The following is a 16833-nucleotide window of genomic DNA, read 5'->3' as shown; positions in this document are numbered from 1 at the left end:
GATGTTGTCATGGTCTACAGCGAAGCGGGCGGCGTCACGAAGACGACCGCCGCGGTCTCCCTTGCTGCCATCTACGCGAGCGAGGGCAAGCGCACGATCCTGATTGACCTGGACCCGAGGGCAGCGAGCACCAAGTGGCTCGATGTGGAGCCGGTGGGGGAGGGGCTGCATGTCGGTGCGATCCTCGCCGAGGCCGAGCCAACCGGTTGGGTCGAGGACCTCGCCGTCCAGAGTTCATGGTTCGACACGCTCAGGGTCGTGCCCAGCGGTCGCAGCGTCTCCAACCGCGAGGCCGATCGCGCTGACTTCGCGGAGCTGCGCCTACGCACAGCACTGGAGGGGGTCGTCGCCGACGTAGTCGTCATCGACTGCCCGAACCGCCAGGGTGGCCCGTTGACCTTGAACGCTCTGCACGCCGCCGACCGGGTGGTCTACGCCGCGCAAGCTAACGGCGATGGCGTGGACGGGGTCGGCGGTGCTCGCCACACGGTCGAGCACTTCCAGCGCAACCGCGCGAAGCTGGGCGCGCCAGTCGACCTCATCGAGGCGGGCATCGTATGCACCCGCGAGGGCACCGGCTTCATGAGTCGCCCCGAGGTCGAGGCGGTTGACCAGCTCCGCGAGACCGGCCTACTGCTCCTACCCATCGTGCCGCTGCTAGCCATCGTTCCCGAGGTCCGATTTGCCGGAACGTGGTACGGCCGATACCGCAAGGGCCAAGAGGTCCTCGCGGCCTATGCGCAGCTCGCTAAGGAGGTCCTCGCATGACTGAAGAGCGGCCCGCCTCGCTCCGACGCCGGCCACGGCCAGCGGCCGACGAGAGCGTGGACCCCATCGATCCCCGGCCCACACCCACCACAGCAACACAGCAGGCACCTGCGATACCCCAGCAGAAGGCACCGACGTCGAAGCCTGGCCCCACTGCGGATCTGTCGCCGGCGCGTGCGATGCCCACAGCATCGCCCCCTGCCGCACGCGCGGCGACCGTGCAGCTCAGCGTCAGGGTCGCCCCCGACGTCGTGCAACTGCTCGATGCCGCCGTCTCCGCCGCCCGCGCCCGCGGTGAGCGGCTTACGCAGCGCGCGGCCATCGAGCAGGCCATCAGGCGTGTCTGGGGCTGAGGGCATGCCAGACGTCACCCCGCACTTTCCCGAGCCGTTAGCCGATGCGTTATCACGGGTCGTTGCAGCGGTCCTCGTCCTCATCGTGCTCACGGGTCTGTCGCAACGGCTAGCGAAAGGCGGAAAGGGGAGGACGGAACCCGATGAGGTGCTGTAGATACGATCAGCCGCGGTCGCGGGTGTTGCTAGCCTGTCGCTGTCTGGGGACAGGAAGGGTGGCATGGCGCGACGACGCGAGATCGATGGGCAACAGTCGCTCGACCTTTGGGCTCTCAGCGAGGCAGAGGCCGACGCGCGAGTCGATGAGGCCCGATGGGCCCCTCCTACGCCCGCAGAGACCGCCCTTGCTGAGCAAGGCACCCTATTCGATGCTGGGAGGCCCGATGAACAGGTACGGGATGATGGCGCGCGATCACTGGATGAAGCACGCACCGGCCCGGTACGCGGCACTGGAGGACCCCCAGACCTACTTCACCCAGGTGGGGGAGTCGATAGCGGCCCAGGTGGAGGGGGCCGCGAGCCGGTTGGAGGCGGAGCTGCCGGCGGACCTGCCATATCTGGAGAAGGCGGGACAGCTCAAGGCGATTCGGCGCCAGGCCGAGGAGGTAGCCCTGACCGATCAGGTGTACTCGGTCCAGGTCGAGACCGACCTGACCGAGGAGCTGGAGGAGTTGCTGGCGCAGTTGCCGAGCCCGTCCGACATTCCGAGGCTGATCGACCACATCAACGACCAGGCGCAGAACCTGGCCGAGATGGAGGGCTGGCCGGAGCCGATCCTGAGCCAGGAGCAGCAGGACCAGCTGACCTACCTGCACAAGCTTCGGCCCCTGATCGAGGCCGTGGACCCGCAACAGATGAGCGAGGCGGAGGTTCGCGACCGCATTCTGCAGCTACAGGAACTAGGGCCGGCGCAGTAGTCGGAGCCAGCTTCCGGCCGGAGAGTCAGGAAGACCTCGCGCCCGCGAGTCCTCGAGCACGGTTCCGGGCCAATATCGCAGCGATCGAGTTCGCCAAGCGCCTCGAGCGCGACCGCCGGCCAGCCACGGCGGCAGAACAGCAGGTGATGGCGCGTTGGTCGAGTTGGGGAGCGATACCGCAGGTCTTCGATGAAAGCAACGGTGAATGGGAGAACGAGCGCGAGCAGTTGCGCGGGCTACTCAGTGCCGATGAGTGGGCGGCCGCGCGCCGCACGACCCTGAACGCCCACTACACCGATCCGGCCTATGTCCGCGAGATCTGGACGGCGGTCGCCGGCTTGGGGCTTACCGCGGGGGAGGTGCTCGAGCCGGGCGCTGGCTCGGGCACCTTCATCGGCATGGCACCCGCAGGGGTCAAGATGACCGGGATCGAGCTCGACCCCATCTCGGCGACGATCGCGCGCGGCCTGTACCCCGAGGCCGCCGTGCGCACCGAGTCCTTCGCTGACACGCGCTTGCCCCGCGGCGTGGCAGACGCCGTTGTGGGCAATGTGCCCTTCGGGGATATCGTCCTGCACGACCCGGAGTTCAACCCCGGCCGGCACTCGATGCACAACTACTTCATCATCAAGGCCCTGGCGCTGACCCGGCCCGGCGGGGTAGTGGCCGTGCTGACCTCTCGCTACACGATGGATGCCACCAACCCGGCCGCCCGGCGGGAGATGAACGCCATGGGCGATCTGGTCGGAGCAGTACGCCTGCCCACCGGGGCTCATCAACGAGCGGCCGGGACCGAGGCGGTCACCGACCTGGTGATCCTTCGCCGCCGGATGCCTGGCGAACCCAAACGCGACACCTCATGGGAGACGGTCACCCCGGTGCCGTCGATGCCAGCAGGTCAAGATCAACACCTACTGGCAACTGAACCCTGAGCTCGTCCTAGGACAGTTGCACCCTCGGACAGGGCATGTACGGCCAGGACACCCTGCAAGTGCAGCCCGACAAGGCCGAGCCCACGCACCTGCTCATGGCAGAGCGGCTGGCCGGCCTCCTCGCGCAGGCCACCAGCAGGACCTGACGGTGACCGAGCGCGCGGACGGACCACAGGCCACACCCAGCACCGCAGTGCTCGCCCCCGAGGGCCAGCGTTGGGACGGCACCATCCTCCTCGGCGAACGGCCGGGGGAGTTCCATGTGGTCAAGAACGCCATGCTCGAGCCGTTGGCCGTGCCACAGACCCAGACACGCGAGCTACGGGCCCTGATCGGACTGCGCGACCAGGCCCGGAACTTGTTGGAAGCCGAAGCTGGCGAGGCACAGGACACGCCCGTACTGCAGCAGCAGCGACAGGAGCTGCACGCAGCCTATGACGCCTACGTCGGCGAGTACGGCCCGTTGAACCGGTACGAGCTGCGCCGCACCGGCAGGTTCGAGAAGGTGCTGGATGAGGCCACCGGCGAACCCATCCGCGACGAAGCGGGCGAGCTGGTGCTCGGCGAGGAGAGCATGGCCCGCCACCGGCCACCGGTGATGCACACCTTCAAGACCGACCCACACCACGCTCTGGTGATGGCGCTGGAGAACTTCGAGGATGCCGACCAGAGCGCCAACCCGGCCACGTTCCTGACCGAGCGCGCCCTCGCGCCCCGGCCGCAGGTCCAGGGAGCGAGAGCCCGGCCGAGGCGATCGCGCTGAGCCTCGACGAGAGCGGGCGCCTGGACCTGGAGCGGATCGCCGACCTGCTGCGCACCGACCCGCGCGCCGCACGCGCGGCCCTAGGCACGCTGGCCTATGACGACCCCGCCACCGGCGAGCTCGTCCATGCTCCCGACTACCTCTCCGGGACATCTACACCAAACTCGACCACGCCCGCGAGGCCGCCGAGAAGGACCCGCAGTATCGGCCAACGTCGAGGCCCTTCAGGAGGTGCTGCCCGAGCCCCTGGGACCGGAGGAGATCAGCGCACGCCTGGGCGCGGTGTGGATCCCCCCGGAGGTCCACCAGCATTCCTGGCCGAACTGCTGGACGACCGCTACGTCCGGGTCGAGAACCCCCTGCCGGGACAGTGGAAGGTCCGCGGCGGCGACCACGGCCTGGCCGCCACCGAGGAATGGGGCACCGAGCGCAAGAGCGCCGGCCGGATCGCTGAGCAGCTGATGGCCCAGTCACCGGTCCTCGTCCATGACCGTGTTGACGCCGACGATGGCACGAAGCGCTACGTTCTCAACCCGGTCGAGACCGAGGCCGCCCAGGTCAAGGCACAGCAGCTGCAGGAGCAGTTCAGCGAGTGGGTATGGGATGAGCCCGAGCGCGCCAGCGCACTAGCCGCCGACTACAACCGCCGCTTCAACGCGAATCAGACTGCGCGACTACGACCAGGCAGGTGACTACCTGAGCCTGCCGGGACTGTCCGAGACACTCTCTCTGCGCCCGCACCAGCGCGCGGCGTGGCCCGCATGATCGCCGAGCCGGCCACCGGCCTGTTCCATCAGGTCGGCGCAGGCAAGACCCTCGAGATGGTGGTCGGCGCCCACGAGATGCGACGGATGGGACTCGTCCGCAAACCCGCAGCGATCGTGCCCAACCACATGCTCGAGCAGTTCACCCGCGAGTGGCTCCAGGCCTACCCCAGCACGCATCCTGGCCGCCTCCAGCAGTGACCTGACCGGGAACGACGCCGCATGTTCGTCGCACGAGCCGCCGCCAACGACTGGACGCGATCGTGCTCACACACGGCGCCTTCAAGCGCATCGGGACCTCACCCCAGACGGCAGCCGAGTACATCGACCGCGAACTGGCAGCTGCGCGCGAGCCTGGAGCACGCCCGTGAGCAAGGCGCCGATCTGAGCGTGAAGCGCATCGAGAAGCTGATCCTGCGCAAAGAGGAATACATAGAAGAAGAAGCTCGACGCTCCCCGAGACCCAGGCATCACCTCTCGAGGACACAGCATCGACTACCTGCTCGTCGATGAGGGCGCACGATTCAAGAACCCTCATGACCGAGTCCAGCATCCCCGACGCCAACATCGCCGGGAGCGACCAGGCCTCGGACCTGCACATGAAGCTGGAGTATCTGCGCTCCCGGCACGGCAAGCGCGTGGCGACGTTGGCCACCGCCACGCCGCTGGCCAACTCCATCACCGAGGCCTACGTCACTCAGCGGTATCTACGCCCGACCTGCTGGAGAAGGCGGGAGTGACCAGCTTCGACGGGTGGGCGGCCACCTTCGGCCAGACCTCACCGAGATCGAAGATGGGACGCGGCCGGCGACTTCCGACAGAAGACCAGGTTTTTCCCGGTTCCAGAACGTCCCCGAGCTGCTACGCCTGTGGCACACCTTCGCCGACGTCAAGACCGCCGAGGACCTCAACCTGCCCACCCCGGCGATCACGGCCAGAGCCAGCGACGGGCAACGCGCCGCCGAGACCGTTCTCATCCAACCCACCAACGAGCTGCAGGCCTACATCGAGCACATCGCCGATCGCGCCGACGCCATCGCCCAGCGCCTGGTGGACCGCGAGACCGACAACATGCTCAAGGTCAGCACCGACGGGCGAGCCGCGGCCCTCGACCTACGCCTCCTCGACGGCGCAGAGGAGCCCACAGGGCCGGTCAAGCTCGACGCCGTCGCCGACACCATCACCACCCACTGGCAGGCCAACGCCGCCAACCAGTACCTCGCCGCCGACGGAAACCCAAGCCCGCTGCCGGGAAGCCTCCAGCTGGTCTTCTGCGACCTGGGCACCCCATCAGATGAGCACTGGGACGCCTACCACGAACTCAAGTCCAAGCTCATCGACCGCGGCATGCCCGCCGGTCAGATCCGCTTCATGCACGAGGCCAAGAACGACTCCGAGAAAGCCCGCCTGTTCGCGGCCGCCCGCAGTGGGCACGTCGCCGTGCTCATGGGATCGACCAAGAAGATGGGAATGGGCACCAACGTCCAGGACCGCGTCAGCGCGCTGCACCACATCGATTGTCCCTGGCGCCCGGCCGACGTCGAGCAACGCGACGGCCGCGCCATCCGCCAGGGCAACCAGAACGAGGAAGTCGCCCTGTACCGGTACGTGGTCGAGGGATCATTCGACGCCTACACCTGGCAGACAGTGGCCCGCAAGGCCAAGTTCATCGCCCAGCTGATGCGCGGGCGCCTGGACATGCGCGAGATCGAAGACATCGGTGACACCGCCCTGTCGGCCACCGAAGCCAAGGCCATCGCCTCCGGCAACCCCCTCCTGCTGGAGAAGGCCGAGATCGACGCCAAGGTCGAGAAGCTCACCCGCCAGGAACGCGCCCACCACCGCGCCCAAACCACCCTGGAGTACAACCGGCGCATGGCCTCCGACGCCATCGACACCCTCCAACACCACGCCGAAGCCCTCCAGGCCGCGCAGGCACGCAGCATCGACACCAGCGGCGAGAACTTCCACATGACCGTGGCCGGCACCCCCTACACCAGACGCGCCGACGCCGCCGAAGCCCTCGCCACAACCCTCAGGGAATCAGGCCCCACCCCCGGCCGCGGAGCAACCGACCTCGCCACGATCGGCGGGCAGACCGTCATAGCCGAACGCATCAGCAGCCACTTCCACAACGGCTACGAACTCAGCCTCCAGGACGTACCCCGATCAGCAAGCACACATCTGGCCGAGAACGCCCTCAGCCCCAACCTCGGCATCATCAGGCAGCTGGAGAACAAGGTCACAGCCATCCCCCACACCCACGCCACCGTCAACAGCGAGCTCGACCAGGCACACAAGACCATCTCACAAGCCGACGCACGGCTCGGAGCCCTCTTCCCGTTCGCCGACGAGCTCGACCTCGCCCGCGCGCACGCCGCGCGGATCAACCAACGCCTGGCCGGCCAAGAACCCACCGACACGCCCGCACTCCAAGATCCACCCGAGCCCGGCGAGAGCGAGACGCCCACGACAGGACCCGCGAGCGACTCCGACGACTACGCGACCGCGCCGCGCAGACCGCCACACCCACCCAGGAGACCCGCGAGACCACCCACGAGAGCCTCCGCCGGCTACGTGACCGCACCAGCGAACCAGACGCTCACGAGGAGGAGCTGACCCCACAGCGCCAGCCCAGCCCGGCACAAGAAGGCCCACACCTCTAACCCACGGCGCGAGCGATGCCATCCGCACGGCGTGCCTGGATGCAGCCGGAGCCTATGTGGCGTGCCGTCAGGCCCCGCCGGCGGACGGTCGCCACTCGGAGGGCCTGTGGCTCATTACGGGCCCTCACCACAGCGGCGGCTGATCGCGGTCGAGGGGGCGTAGGCCGGCGGCCGCGGTAGCGTCCAGCTGAGCCCGCCTGCGGGCGGCGCCCCGCAGGGCAATCGCGCGGCCGAGGGAGCCGCGGGCATCGCGTAGTGGGCTGGCGATCGTGAAGCGCCGTTGCGACCACTCGGCCCGGTTTTCGGCGTGTGTGGAGGCGTGCAGGTGACCTGTACCGGGATTCTGACAGAGCGGATTGTCACACTCGTGGGCGACCACCGCGGGCAACGTCGAGCCTGGGTGTGCGAGGGCGTAGGCGAACCGGTGGGCGATGATCACGTGCCCGTTACCGATCCAGAACCGGCCGTGGCCCTTGCCGCTGACGGCACCGGTCCAGTACCAGCACCCTTCGGGGGAGGGCGCGTAGACCTTGGACCAGTACCGCCGCCTAACACCCTCAGCATCGAGAGCCGCGGCGAGCCATTCCGGCCGTTCGATCCACAGGCTACCGTCTGCGGGCCCGGGCACGAGGGTCAGCCCTGCTGACCAGTCTCGACGGCGCCGCCACTTCTCGTGGCCGCCAGCTCGGCGTTCGTTTTGAGGCTGCGAATGTGGCCGCTGACGCGGCGGGCATCGTCGGCCTCGAGGTTCAGCAGCGCGAGGATGCGGCGCCGCGACTCACCGAGCTCGACGAGCCGGGTGACCGGCGCGAGCATGCGCTCCTCGACCGCGTGCACGGACTGAAGCAGCGTCGCGCGCTCATCGGCTAGGAGCAGGTAGTCGGCGGCAGCGTCATCGACCTGTTCCTCACGTGCGATGCGTTCGGCGTCCAATGCCAGGCGTGCTTGCCTGGCACGCTGTCGTGCTTCTACCTGAGCAGTTGTCTTACCAGCCATGATCCAGACCCACCCCTTGACCTCGACACCTAGTCACACTCTCGACAACCCGTAGAACTTGAGTTCCTTGTGTCGAACCTAGACCCATCATTCAAGGAATGTCCAGACTCTCAGGATTGACACACCTCTTGCACTACAGTGTGAGGCAGGCCGAACAGGGAGGTGACACTGCGTCATGATGACGGTGCACGTCCTGCACGCAGGGGACGGCTATACCTACCTGACCCGGCAGGTCGCCTCCGCCGACGTCGCCCGCGAACGGGGCGAGGACCTGTCGGCGTACTACCTGCAGCACGGCAACCCGCCGGGGGAGTGGGTGCCGGGCTGGCCGGACTCGACGTGTCCGGGGTCGTGGACGAGTCGCAGATGAAGAACTTGTTCGGGGAGGGGCGGCACCCCGATGCAGAGCGCATCGAGCGCGAAGCCCTCATTGCCGGAGCGAGCGTGAAGGAGGCCGACCGGCCTCCCAGCTCGGGCGCAGGTTCGCCCGGTACGACCCGCCGGATGACTACGGCTACGGCGAGCTGCTGTCGTCGTTGTTCGCCTCGTTCAAGGCCGAGAATGACCGCGACCCGCTGCCGGGGCCGGAGCGGGACGAGCTGCGATGGGCGGCCGCACGGCAGGTCTCCGGCAGGCTGCATGAGGGGCCGGTTAGTGATGCGCAGGTGGCACAGCTGCTCGCCAGCGTGGGCCGGGAGCAGCGCCACCCGGTCGCCGGCTACGACCTGGTGTTCACCCCCGCGAAGAGCGTCTCGACGCTGTGGGCGTTGGCCGATGAACCGGTGCAGGCACAGGTCGCCGACGCACACCGTGCCGCCTGGCGGGAAGCCCTGGCATGGGTGGAGAAGGAGGCCGGGCTGACCCGGCTCGGCGCAGGGGGAGTCAAGCAGGTCGACACCCACGGACTGATCGCTGCGGCCTTCGATCACCTCGACTCCCGGGCGGGCGACCCGAACCTGCACACCCACGTGGCCGTCTCCAACCGGGTGCAGGCACGCTCGGCAGATCCGGACGTGGACGGGCGGTGGCTGAGCCTGGACGGCCGGGTGCTGCACGCCCTCGGCGTGGCGGCCTCCGAACGCTACAACGGCAACGTCGAGCGCGAGCTGAAGGCCCGCCTCGGGGTGGAGTTCGCGCCCGAGGCACGAGCGGACGGGGGATGCCGGTGCGCGAGATCGTCGGCATCGACAAGAGTGTGCGGGAGGAGTTCTCCTCCCGCCGCGCCGACATCGAACGTTCCTACGCGACCCTGGTAGAGACCTACCGCGCCCAGCACGGGCGCGACCCTGACCGGGCGGCACAGCACCGGCTCGCCCAGCAGGCGACCCTGCAGACGCGGGGACCGAAGGAGGACCTGCGGCCGCTGTCCGAACGAGTGGGGCAGTGGCGGGACCGGGCCGCCCGCGTGCTCGGTGACCAGCACGCGGTAGAGCAGATGCTGCACAGCAGCCTCGGACGCGCGACAGCGGAGCAGGGGCCGGAGCTGACGGCCGAGGAGGTCGTACAGCGTGTCTCGGGCGCGCTGATCGAACGGCGCGCCACCTGGAACCAGTGGCACGTGCGCGCCGAGGTCCAGCGGATCATGCGGGACCTGCCAGTGCCTGTCCTCGACGCGGCGGCGATGGAGCAGACGATCACGGATGCGGTGCTGGCTACGTCCACGCAGCTAAGCCCGGAGGAGGTGAACCCGACACCGAAGACGCTATCTCGCGCGGACGGGTCCTCGGTGTACTCGGTGCACGGGGCGATGCTCTACAGCCACCCGCGAGTCATCGATGCCGAGCAGCAGCTCGTCGACACGGCCACCGAGGAGGCGGGCCCCCGCGTGGCCGAGGACCTCGTGGAGAGCGTCCTGGACCGACTCGACGCCGCATCGAAGAAGCGCCCGCTGAGCGTCGAGCAGCGCGCCCTGGCGCGCCGGTTCGCCTGCGGCGGCCGACGCATCGAGGTAGGCATCGGCCCTGCCGGGGCCGGCAAGACGACAGCCATGCGTGCCCTGGTCGCGGCCGCGACGGCGGGCGGCGTGCGCGTGCTTGCCCTCGCTCCGTCCGCGGCCGCGGCCGCGGTGCTACGCCAGGAGCTCGGCATCGAGGCCGAGACGCTGGCCAAGTTCCTGCACGAGCACACCGAGGACAGCACCACCGCCAACTTCGCCGTGGACGAGAGCACCCTGGTGCTCGTCGACGAGGCGGCTATGGCTGGCACCCTCGACCTGCAGCGCGCCGCGGCCATCGCCGCCGACGCGGGCGCCGGAGTGCGGCTGTTGGGCGACCCGGCCCAGCTCAACGCGGTCGGCGCCGGGGGAGCGGTGCGCCTGGTGGAGCAGGTCGTCGGCTCGGTCCAGCTGCGCCAGGTCCACCGCTTCGCCACGAAGGGAGAGGCGCAGGCATCGCTGCGGCTACGGACGGGCGATGTCACCGCACTGGACTTCTACATCGAAGCCGACCGGGTACGCGGGGGAGCGGTGGACGGGCTGCTGGAGGAGGCCTACGCCGCCTGGCGCCAGGACACCGACCGTGGCCGCGCCTCGCTGATGCTCGCGGTCCGCGCCGAGGACGTACGCGCCCTGAACGAGCGCGCCCAGCTGCACCGCATCGCCGCGGGGGACGTGCGGGGGAGCGAGGCGGTGGATCTGCGCGACGGGTTGGCCTGTCGCCGCGGCGACACCGTGTTGACCCGCCACAACGACCGGCGGCTGCGGGCGGGTAAGACCGACTACGTCAAGAACGGCGACCTCTGGCGGGTGGAGAAGGTGCACGAGGATGGCTCGCTGCGGGTGCGCCACCTACGCACCCGTGCCCGGACGGTGCTGCCGGGCAGATACGTGACCGCGCATACCGAGCTCGGCTACGCCAGCACGATCCACCGGGCCCAGGGCCTGACCGTGGACACCTGCCACGCGGTACTGAACCGCGGCTCGACCCGTGACCTGCTCTACACGGCACTGACCCGCGGCCGACTCGACAACCGCGCCTATGTCGAGACCCGCGACCTGATCGAACCCGACCCGCACGAGCAGACCGATCCCGCCCGTGCCGCACGGGACGCGCTGATGCAGATGATCCGCACCGAGGGCGACGAAAGCGCCGCCCTCGGCGTACTACTCCGTGAGCACGAGGACGCCGTCAGCCTGGCCACCCTGGTACCCGCCTATGAGGACGCGATCGCCGAGTCCCTCGAACCAGGCCGAGACGCCCGGCTGCAGGCCGTGGTGCGACACGCACTGCCCAAGCCGGCCGCAGACGCCGTGATCGCCGACCCAGCGTGGCGGGCACTGGCGACCCGCCTGGCCACCCACGAAGCCGCCGGCGCCGACCCGACGCTACTGCTACGCGAAGTCATGAACGAGCGAGAACTGGCCGGGGTTAAGTCGGTGGCCCAGGTGCTGCACCACCGACTCGGGCCCCCGCCGGCGAACGCCGCTGCTGCGGACGGGTACGAGCTGCCCGACTGGATCAGCGCCCCACCCACCGACGAACCCGCGCCGCAGGCCACGGCGCCCGGCGCCAAAGAACCCACAGAGCCGACACCCGAGGCCGCTACGGCGATCGCCATCAACGCCGCGGCATGGGCATGGTGGCAACAGCAAGCAGCAGGCCAGGAGGACTGGACCGCCGACTACCTGACCGGGCGCGGGCTGGCCCACGCCGAGCACGGCCGCGCCCCAGCGAGCTGGACCCGGCTGGTCGAACACCTCCAAGCGGCCGGCTACACGGACGAGGACCTGATCACTGCCGGTGTGGCAACACGAACCCGCGACGGCCGCCTCATCGATCGCTTCCGCGACCGCGTGTCTTCCCGATCCACAACAGCGACGGTGCGGTCGTGGCGGTCACCGCCCGTGCGAACCCGGCCACGAGCGATGATCGCGCCCCGAAGTACGTTAACCACCCCTCCCACCCCGCTTACGAGAAGTCCGCGACCCTCTACGGGCTCGACCCAGCAGGGCGGGAGGCCATCGCCGCCGGTGTCCCCGTGGTGCTGCTGGAGGGGGCCGCCGACGTCGAGGCGGTACGCGCCGCGGCCCGAACCATGGTGGTGCCACTGGCGCCGTGCGGCACCGCAGTGACCCAGGAGCAGCTGGAGCAGCTGCGCGGCCTGCACCCCGATGCGGTCGCCACCATGATCGTGGGCTTCGACAACGATGCTGCCGGCCGGCAATCCGCGACTCGGCTCTGGGACAAACTCACGGGAGCCGAAGTAGCCAACGTTCGCGCTGCGGCATTCCCGGGCAACGACCCCGGTGACCTGGTGCAGGAGGGCCGTCACGCCGAGGTGGTCCAGGCCATCACCGACGCTCGACCCCTTACGCACACCGCCATTGACGTCGGCTTGTCCCAGTTCGACCTGGACAGTCCCGAGGGCCGCGTCGGGGCCATGCGGGCCGTGCTCGGCGCCGTCAGCCGTCTGCCGGTGCAGCAGCAGACCGCGGCCGCTGGCTACCTCGCCAGCCGGCCGGGCATGGACCCACTCGCCGTCGCTGAAGTCGTCCTCGACCAGCGCGAGCACGCACAGCTCGCCCCACGACCGCCGATGCTCGACGAAGCAGTGCGCGCCTGGATCGTCCGCCAGGCCGACCTGATCGACGCTCGCCTCGACCAACTCGTCGACCGAGTCGAACATGACCAGGAACCCTGGGCCGCACGCATCGTCCCTGCCCCCGAAGCCCCCGAAGGACGGCACACCTGGCGCAGACGGGTGCGCGCGATCGCCGCGTACCGCGATCGCTACGGCATCACCAGCACCGATCAGATCCTCGGCAGCGCTCCAACAGACGACGTCCAAGAACGCGCGTACAACACCGCGCGCTCTGCCTTGGAGACACTCGTGACCGCCGAACCGCGTGATGACCACCTTGCCCTCACAGCAGCCGCCCGAACTAGACGCCTCTCCGACATGCGACACAACCTGGACCAACTCACCGACGCCGGCACCACGGACCAGTCCCACCTGCACGAACTACAGCAGCTGCTCGCCGAGCACGACCACCAGCGCCAGAACCCCGTCAACGAGCCGCCACCCGGGCACGACCAATCAGGCCCCAGCGACCGCGGACCGACCATGTGACAGGCCAACCCGTACGAGGCCAGGCCCGACGGTCGAGACCCGGCGGATCAGGTCTCGCTGTAGTTCAGTTCGGACATCGAGCCTGCCCGCCTTAGCCGGCACACCTAGGATGGCTGCAGTTGGTTGAACATGCGAAGAGGTGGAGCAAGGATTGGCTAGCAACGAGGCGCTGAGTGCGCGCAACCGGAGCGCTCTGGACGAGTGGTACACGCAACTTGTCGACATCGAGGCCGAGCTTCGGCACTACCGCCCTCAGTTCAAGGGCAAGACTGTGTTCTGCAACTGCGACGACCCGTTCGAGAGCAACTTCTTCAAGTTCTTCGCGATGAACTTCAACCAGCTCGGCCTGCGGAAGTTGAGCGCAACCTCCTACGCCGGCTCGCCGATCACCGGTCAGCAACTCTCCCTGTTCGACGCGGCCGGGTTGCAGGCAGAACGTCCCCGCGACGTGTTCAAGGTGGAGATCAGCGAGGTGCCCGACCGTAACGATGACGGCGCGATCGACCTGAGCGACGTCGAGCACCTCCTTCGCCACGATGCGAACGTGATGACTCCACTGAAGGGCGATGGTGATTTCCGGAGCCGCGAGGCCATCGAACTTCTCGAGGAGGCCGACGTCGTCGTTACCAACCCTCCATTCAGCCTGTTCCGGGAGTTCATCGCCCAGCTGATCGACCACGGCAAGCAGTTCCTGGTGCTCGGGGACCAGAATGCGGCCAAATACTCCTCGATCTTTCCGCTCTTCGTCCAGAACAAGGTGTGGTTCGGGTACGAGAACGGTGGAACGAAGTGGTTCCGGGTGCCGGACGAATACACGATCAAGACCAAGGAACGCTGGAAGATCGAGGACGGCGTCAAGTACCAGAGCATGGGCCGTGTCTATTGGTACACGAACCTGGAGACCACGAGGCGGCATCAGAACATGGTGCTGTACAAGAGGTACTCGCCTGAGGAGTACCCGACCTACGTGAACTATGACGGGATCGACGTGGACAGGGCGTCCGACATTCCGATGGATTACGAGGGGCACATGGGGGTGCCGATCACGTTCCTCGACCGTTACAACCCTGAACAGTTCGAGATCGTCGGGATCAGCACCAAGCTCGCCGAGCCGATGGCGAAGTACGCCGAGCCGGACCAGTACGTGTCCGCGAAGGGCAACCGGGTCGGCGGCACGGGGAAGTTCTTTGTGCCGATCGCCAAGGACCGCTACCGGGGTGTCTACGAACGGGTCGTCATCCGCCGGATCGGGGGCGTTTCGTGAAGATCGAACCGATCGGCGTGACTGTTGGCGAGGTGGCCGCCGGGTTCGTGGACAATCAGGAGGAGGGGGTGGTCGCCTACGACGGGCTGCTGAACGTTCGCCCGCCCTACCAGCGTGAGTTCGTCTACAAGACCACCCAGCGCGACCTGGTGATCAACACCATCAGGAACGGGTACCCGCTCAACGTGATGTACTGGGCCCAGAACGATGACGGCACCATCGAAGTCCTGGACGGCCAGCAACGCACGATCAGTTTCTGCCAGTACGTCGCCGAACATTTCTCGGTGGATGTCGACGGCAACCCGAAGGGATTCCACAACCTCTCCCCGACCCAACGGCAGCAGATCCTCGACTACGAGCTAATGGTGTACCTGTGCGAGGGAACCGAGGAGGAGAAGCTCGCCTGGTTCGAGATCGTCAACATCGCTGGCGAGACGCTCACCGAACAGGAATTACGCAACGCCATCTATACGGGCCCCTGGTTGGCGCATGCGAAGCGGATCTTCTCCCGTCCGGGCGGCCCCGCGTACCAACTGGCTTCGAAGTACGTTACGGGGAGCCCGATCCGGCAAGAACTCTTGGAGAAGGCGATCGACTGGGTGTCCCCGGGCCAGATCAAAGATTATATGCAGGTTCACCAGCACGACCCGGACGCCCAAGAGCTCTGGGACCACTTCCAGGCCGTGATCGACTGGGTCATGGCCACGTTCTCCGTGTATCGAGGCAAGGAGATGAAGCGGGTCGACTGGGGCGACCTGTTCAGGCGGTTCGGCGAGACGGAGTACGACCCGGACGCGATGGAAGCACGAGTCTCAGAGTTAATGCAGGACCTCGACGTGGATTCCCATCCCGGCATCTATGAATATGTCCTCGACGGGGACGAACGGCATTTGAAGATCCGGAAGTTCGATGACCGGCAGAGACGCGAGGCGTACGAGAGGCAGCGAGGGCTTTGCGCCAACGGTGACCGGTGCAAGACGCCCGGCAACAGCGACGGCAAAAAGAAGTTCGGTATCGAAGAGATGGATGCCGACCACATCGTGCCTTGGTCGAAGGGAGGGAGGACCATCCCCGAGAACTGCCAGATGCTGTGCGTCGCCTGCAACCGCTCGAAGGGCGACTTTTAGCGCCGCCTCGACTTCATGATCAGCTCTCGGGTCCGCGAGATCGGGCGGCCGTCGCGGCCGCCGAGGTCGCTAGGGGATGCCGGCCAACTTTCAGGAGCGCTTGACGAGTCCTAGAGAGAACCATCCCACCAACGTGGAAGCCAGCAGCACAGCTGCCCGCGCCGCCTCGATCGACACATCCTCGTAGTCCTCCCTGCCGTGTCGATCAGTGTGGCTATGCCACAGAAGTTGCATCGCTGAGACAAGTTGCTCAACGCCCGTCGAGTTCCGCGACCCAGCTAGCGCAAAGCTCCAGGCCTCTGGTCTGCTTCGGATGACCGCGATGTCCTTGCCCAGTGTCGCTGACTTGTCCTTTGTCGAGAACAGAGGGCAGGAGTAGACCTCAACGGCTCGCACGGCGTCATGGTATGCGTGACTCGCTTGAGGGGTCACGCCGAACGCGGCATCCCACGCTGACTTGAGCAACGCTGCAGCTCGGTCCGCGGACGACACAACCTCTGCAACGACTCGCTCTACGCCAGTGTTCACTGCGGCGACGAGCCCCCACCGACCACCTCGATCACCTACCCGCCATCCAGCGCCGGCTGCCCGCAGGATGGCGTCGAGAGCCTCGACACGATCTGGCGGGTTTGGCCGAAAGCCCGGCACCGGGCGCTGGAGCATGAGCAGGTAGTCGAGCAGATACGTCAGGCGCTTCAAGTCCAACTTCCGCAGCGCGGTTATGGCGTCACCTGTCCGTATCTCGTTCTGCACTAGGAAGCCATGGTCTTGGCGAGATGCGTTCTGGAAGTCAACCATCACCGACCATCGGAAGGGGTCGTGGTCGTACTTGCCGTTAGTGATCCAGCGGAGCAATGGCTCCCGCGCGTGCGTAGGAAGCCCTACACCAGGCGTGACGAAGGCGGCAGCCTCCTCAGGCGAGAGATCCGGCGGGGTCCATAGGTCGGTCACCCGCGTGATTGTCTCACTGCAGCTTCGACCTTGCCTCGCACTGCCGACGCTGGCCCGCGGCTACACCCGATGCCTCAATGATGCATCAGATGAGACGTCTGCGATGTTCTCGCTGGTCAGCGGCATGCCTTCATAGGCGAGGTAGCCGCTACAGCGTACCGGGCGTCTCGCTGCCCGCCCGACCCTGGACGTGGCCAGGCGTCTGCGCAGGCCAGAGCCTCGGCCGACGCATCGCCAGCAGGACGTCGATCGGGGACCGGCGGCG

17 protein-coding genes and 1 pseudogene are annotated in these 16833 nt (G+C 67.6%); 15 read left to right on the top strand and 3 right to left on the bottom strand.

Annotated features, from left to right (window positions below; all coding sequences use genetic code 11):
* Positions 1-9 precede the first annotated feature (9 nt).
* The 9 genes from FU260_RS00005 to FU260_RS00165 all read left to right on the top strand — a co-directional run bounded on the left by FU260_RS00005 (position 10) and on the right by FU260_RS00165 (position 7116).
* The gene (locus FU260_RS00005) at positions 10-768 is read left to right on the top strand and encodes a ParA family protein (RefSeq protein ID WP_244951238.1); all 759 of its coding nucleotides are present in this window, start codon (positions 10-12) and stop codon (positions 766-768) included.
* Positions 765-1121, top strand: coding sequence for a hypothetical protein (locus tag FU260_RS00200; protein WP_147915225.1), 357 nt, complete (start codon positions 765-767; stop codon positions 1119-1121). The genes FU260_RS00005 and FU260_RS00200 overlap by 4 nt, the downstream gene beginning before the upstream one ends.
* A gap of 383 nt (positions 1122-1504) precedes the next feature.
* Positions 1505-2038, top strand: a complete 534-nt coding sequence (locus FU260_RS00195; protein ID WP_147915224.1) for a hypothetical protein — start codon at positions 1505-1507, stop codon at positions 2036-2038.
* A gap of 146 nt (positions 2039-2184) precedes the next feature.
* Positions 2185-2970 (top strand): class I SAM-dependent methyltransferase, encoded by a 786-nt coding sequence (locus tag FU260_RS00190; protein WP_147915223.1) that lies wholly within the window; start codon positions 2185-2187, stop codon positions 2968-2970.
* 148 nt (positions 2971-3118) lie between these two features.
* Positions 3119-3733 carry a hypothetical protein gene (locus FU260_RS00185; RefSeq protein ID WP_147915222.1) on the top strand — a complete coding sequence of 205 codons (615 nt, stop codon included), beginning with the start codon at positions 3119-3121 and terminating at the stop codon, positions 3731-3733.
* A 284-nt stretch (positions 3734-4017) separates the two neighbouring features.
* Positions 4018-4425, top strand: a complete 408-nt coding sequence (locus FU260_RS00180) for a hypothetical protein (protein WP_147915221.1) — start codon at positions 4018-4020, stop codon at positions 4423-4425.
* 69 nt (positions 4426-4494) lie between these two features.
* Positions 4495-4698 carry a DEAD/DEAH box helicase gene (locus FU260_RS00175; protein WP_147915220.1) on the top strand — a complete coding sequence of 68 codons (204 nt, stop codon included), beginning with the start codon at positions 4495-4497 and terminating at the stop codon, positions 4696-4698.
* Between the two features lie 335 nt (positions 4699-5033).
* Positions 5034-5237 carry a hypothetical protein gene (locus tag FU260_RS00170; RefSeq protein ID WP_147915219.1) on the top strand — a complete coding sequence of 68 codons (204 nt, stop codon included), beginning with the start codon at positions 5034-5036 and terminating at the stop codon, positions 5235-5237.
* Between the two features lie 13 nt (positions 5238-5250).
* Entirely contained in the window at positions 5251-7116 is a 1866-nt protein-coding gene (locus tag FU260_RS00165; RefSeq protein ID WP_147915218.1) for a helicase-related protein, read from the top strand.
* A gap of 171 nt (positions 7117-7287) precedes the next feature.
* Here FU260_RS00165 and FU260_RS00160 read toward each other — a convergent pair whose 3' ends face one another.
* Both FU260_RS00160 and FU260_RS00155 read right to left on the bottom strand, forming a co-directional pair.
* Positions 7288-7791 (bottom strand): hypothetical protein, encoded by a 504-nt coding sequence (locus tag FU260_RS00160; protein ID WP_147915217.1) that lies wholly within the window; start codon positions 7789-7791, stop codon positions 7288-7290.
* Between the two features lie 5 nt (positions 7792-7796).
* Positions 7797-8096, bottom strand: coding sequence for a hypothetical protein (locus FU260_RS00155; protein ID WP_147915216.1), 300 nt, complete (start codon positions 8094-8096; stop codon positions 7797-7799).
* A 241-nt stretch (positions 8097-8337) separates the two neighbouring features.
* On the opposite strand from FU260_RS00155, the gene FU260_RS00150 reads away from it, so the two are divergent.
* The 6 genes and pseudogenes from FU260_RS00150 (at position 8338) to FU260_RS00130 (ending at position 15617) form a co-directional block, all read left to right on the top strand.
* Positions 8338-8529, top strand: coding sequence for a hypothetical protein (locus FU260_RS00150; protein ID WP_147915215.1), 192 nt, complete (start codon positions 8338-8340; stop codon positions 8527-8529).
* A gap of 166 nt (positions 8530-8695) precedes the next feature.
* Positions 8696-9415 (top strand): MobF family relaxase, encoded by a 720-nt coding sequence (gene mobF / locus FU260_RS23935; RefSeq protein ID WP_342355232.1) that lies wholly within the window; start codon positions 8696-8698, stop codon positions 9413-9415.
* A pseudogene (locus tag FU260_RS23930) lies at positions 9319-12041 on the top strand (AAA family ATPase); the annotation flags it as partial. The gene mobF and the pseudogene FU260_RS23930, both read left to right, overlap by 97 nt.
* Before the next feature lie 93 nt (positions 12042-12134).
* Positions 12135-13226 carry a toprim domain-containing protein gene (locus FU260_RS00140; RefSeq protein ID WP_244951236.1) on the top strand — a complete coding sequence of 364 codons (1092 nt, stop codon included), beginning with the start codon at positions 12135-12137 and terminating at the stop codon, positions 13224-13226.
* 151 nt (positions 13227-13377) lie between these two features.
* Positions 13378-14490, top strand: coding sequence for an adenine-specific methyltransferase EcoRI family protein (locus FU260_RS00135; protein ID WP_147915212.1), 1113 nt, complete (start codon positions 13378-13380; stop codon positions 14488-14490).
* Positions 14487-15617, top strand: a complete 1131-nt coding sequence (locus tag FU260_RS00130; protein WP_147915211.1) for an HNH endonuclease family protein — start codon at positions 14487-14489, stop codon at positions 15615-15617. The genes FU260_RS00135 and FU260_RS00130 overlap by 4 nt, the downstream gene beginning before the upstream one ends.
* Positions 15618-15707: 90 nt before the next feature.
* On the opposite strand, the gene FU260_RS00125 is transcribed toward FU260_RS00130, so the two are convergent.
* Positions 15708-16568, bottom strand: a complete 861-nt coding sequence (locus FU260_RS00125) for a hypothetical protein (RefSeq protein WP_147915210.1) — start codon at positions 16566-16568, stop codon at positions 15708-15710.
* Between the last annotated feature and the right edge of the window lie 265 nt (positions 16569-16833).

Source organism: Ruania zhangjianzhongii, assembly GCF_008000995.1.
Taxonomy (GTDB): domain Bacteria; phylum Actinomycetota; class Actinomycetes; order Actinomycetales; family Beutenbergiaceae; genus Ruania; species Ruania zhangjianzhongii.
Note: the sequence above shows the minus strand (reverse complement) of the source record. Positions and strands in the feature narration are given on the sequence as shown.

What these genes read in the sequence shown, in the direction of transcription:
- FU260_RS00005 (WP_244951238.1), top strand. Translation starts at nt 10, where the DNA reads ATGGTCTACAGCGAAGCGGGCGGCGTCACGAAGACGACCGCCGCGGTC.
- FU260_RS00200 (WP_147915225.1), top strand. Translation starts at nt 765, where the DNA reads ATGACTGAAGAGCGGCCCGCCTCGCTCCGACGCCGGCCACGGCCAGCG.
- FU260_RS00195 (WP_147915224.1), top strand. Translation starts at nt 1,505, where the DNA reads ATGAACAGGTACGGGATGATGGCGCGCGATCACTGGATGAAGCACGCA.
- FU260_RS00190 (WP_147915223.1), top strand. Translation starts at nt 2,185, where the DNA reads ATGGCGCGTTGGTCGAGTTGGGGAGCGATACCGCAGGTCTTCGATGAA.
- FU260_RS00175 (WP_147915220.1), top strand. Translation starts at nt 4,495, where the DNA reads ATGATCGCCGAGCCGGCCACCGGCCTGTTCCATCAGGTCGGCGCAGGC.
- FU260_RS00170 (WP_147915219.1), top strand. Translation starts at nt 5,034, where the DNA reads ATGACCGAGTCCAGCATCCCCGACGCCAACATCGCCGGGAGCGACCAG.
- FU260_RS00150 (WP_147915215.1), top strand. Translation starts at nt 8,338, where the DNA reads ATGACGGTGCACGTCCTGCACGCAGGGGACGGCTATACCTACCTGACC.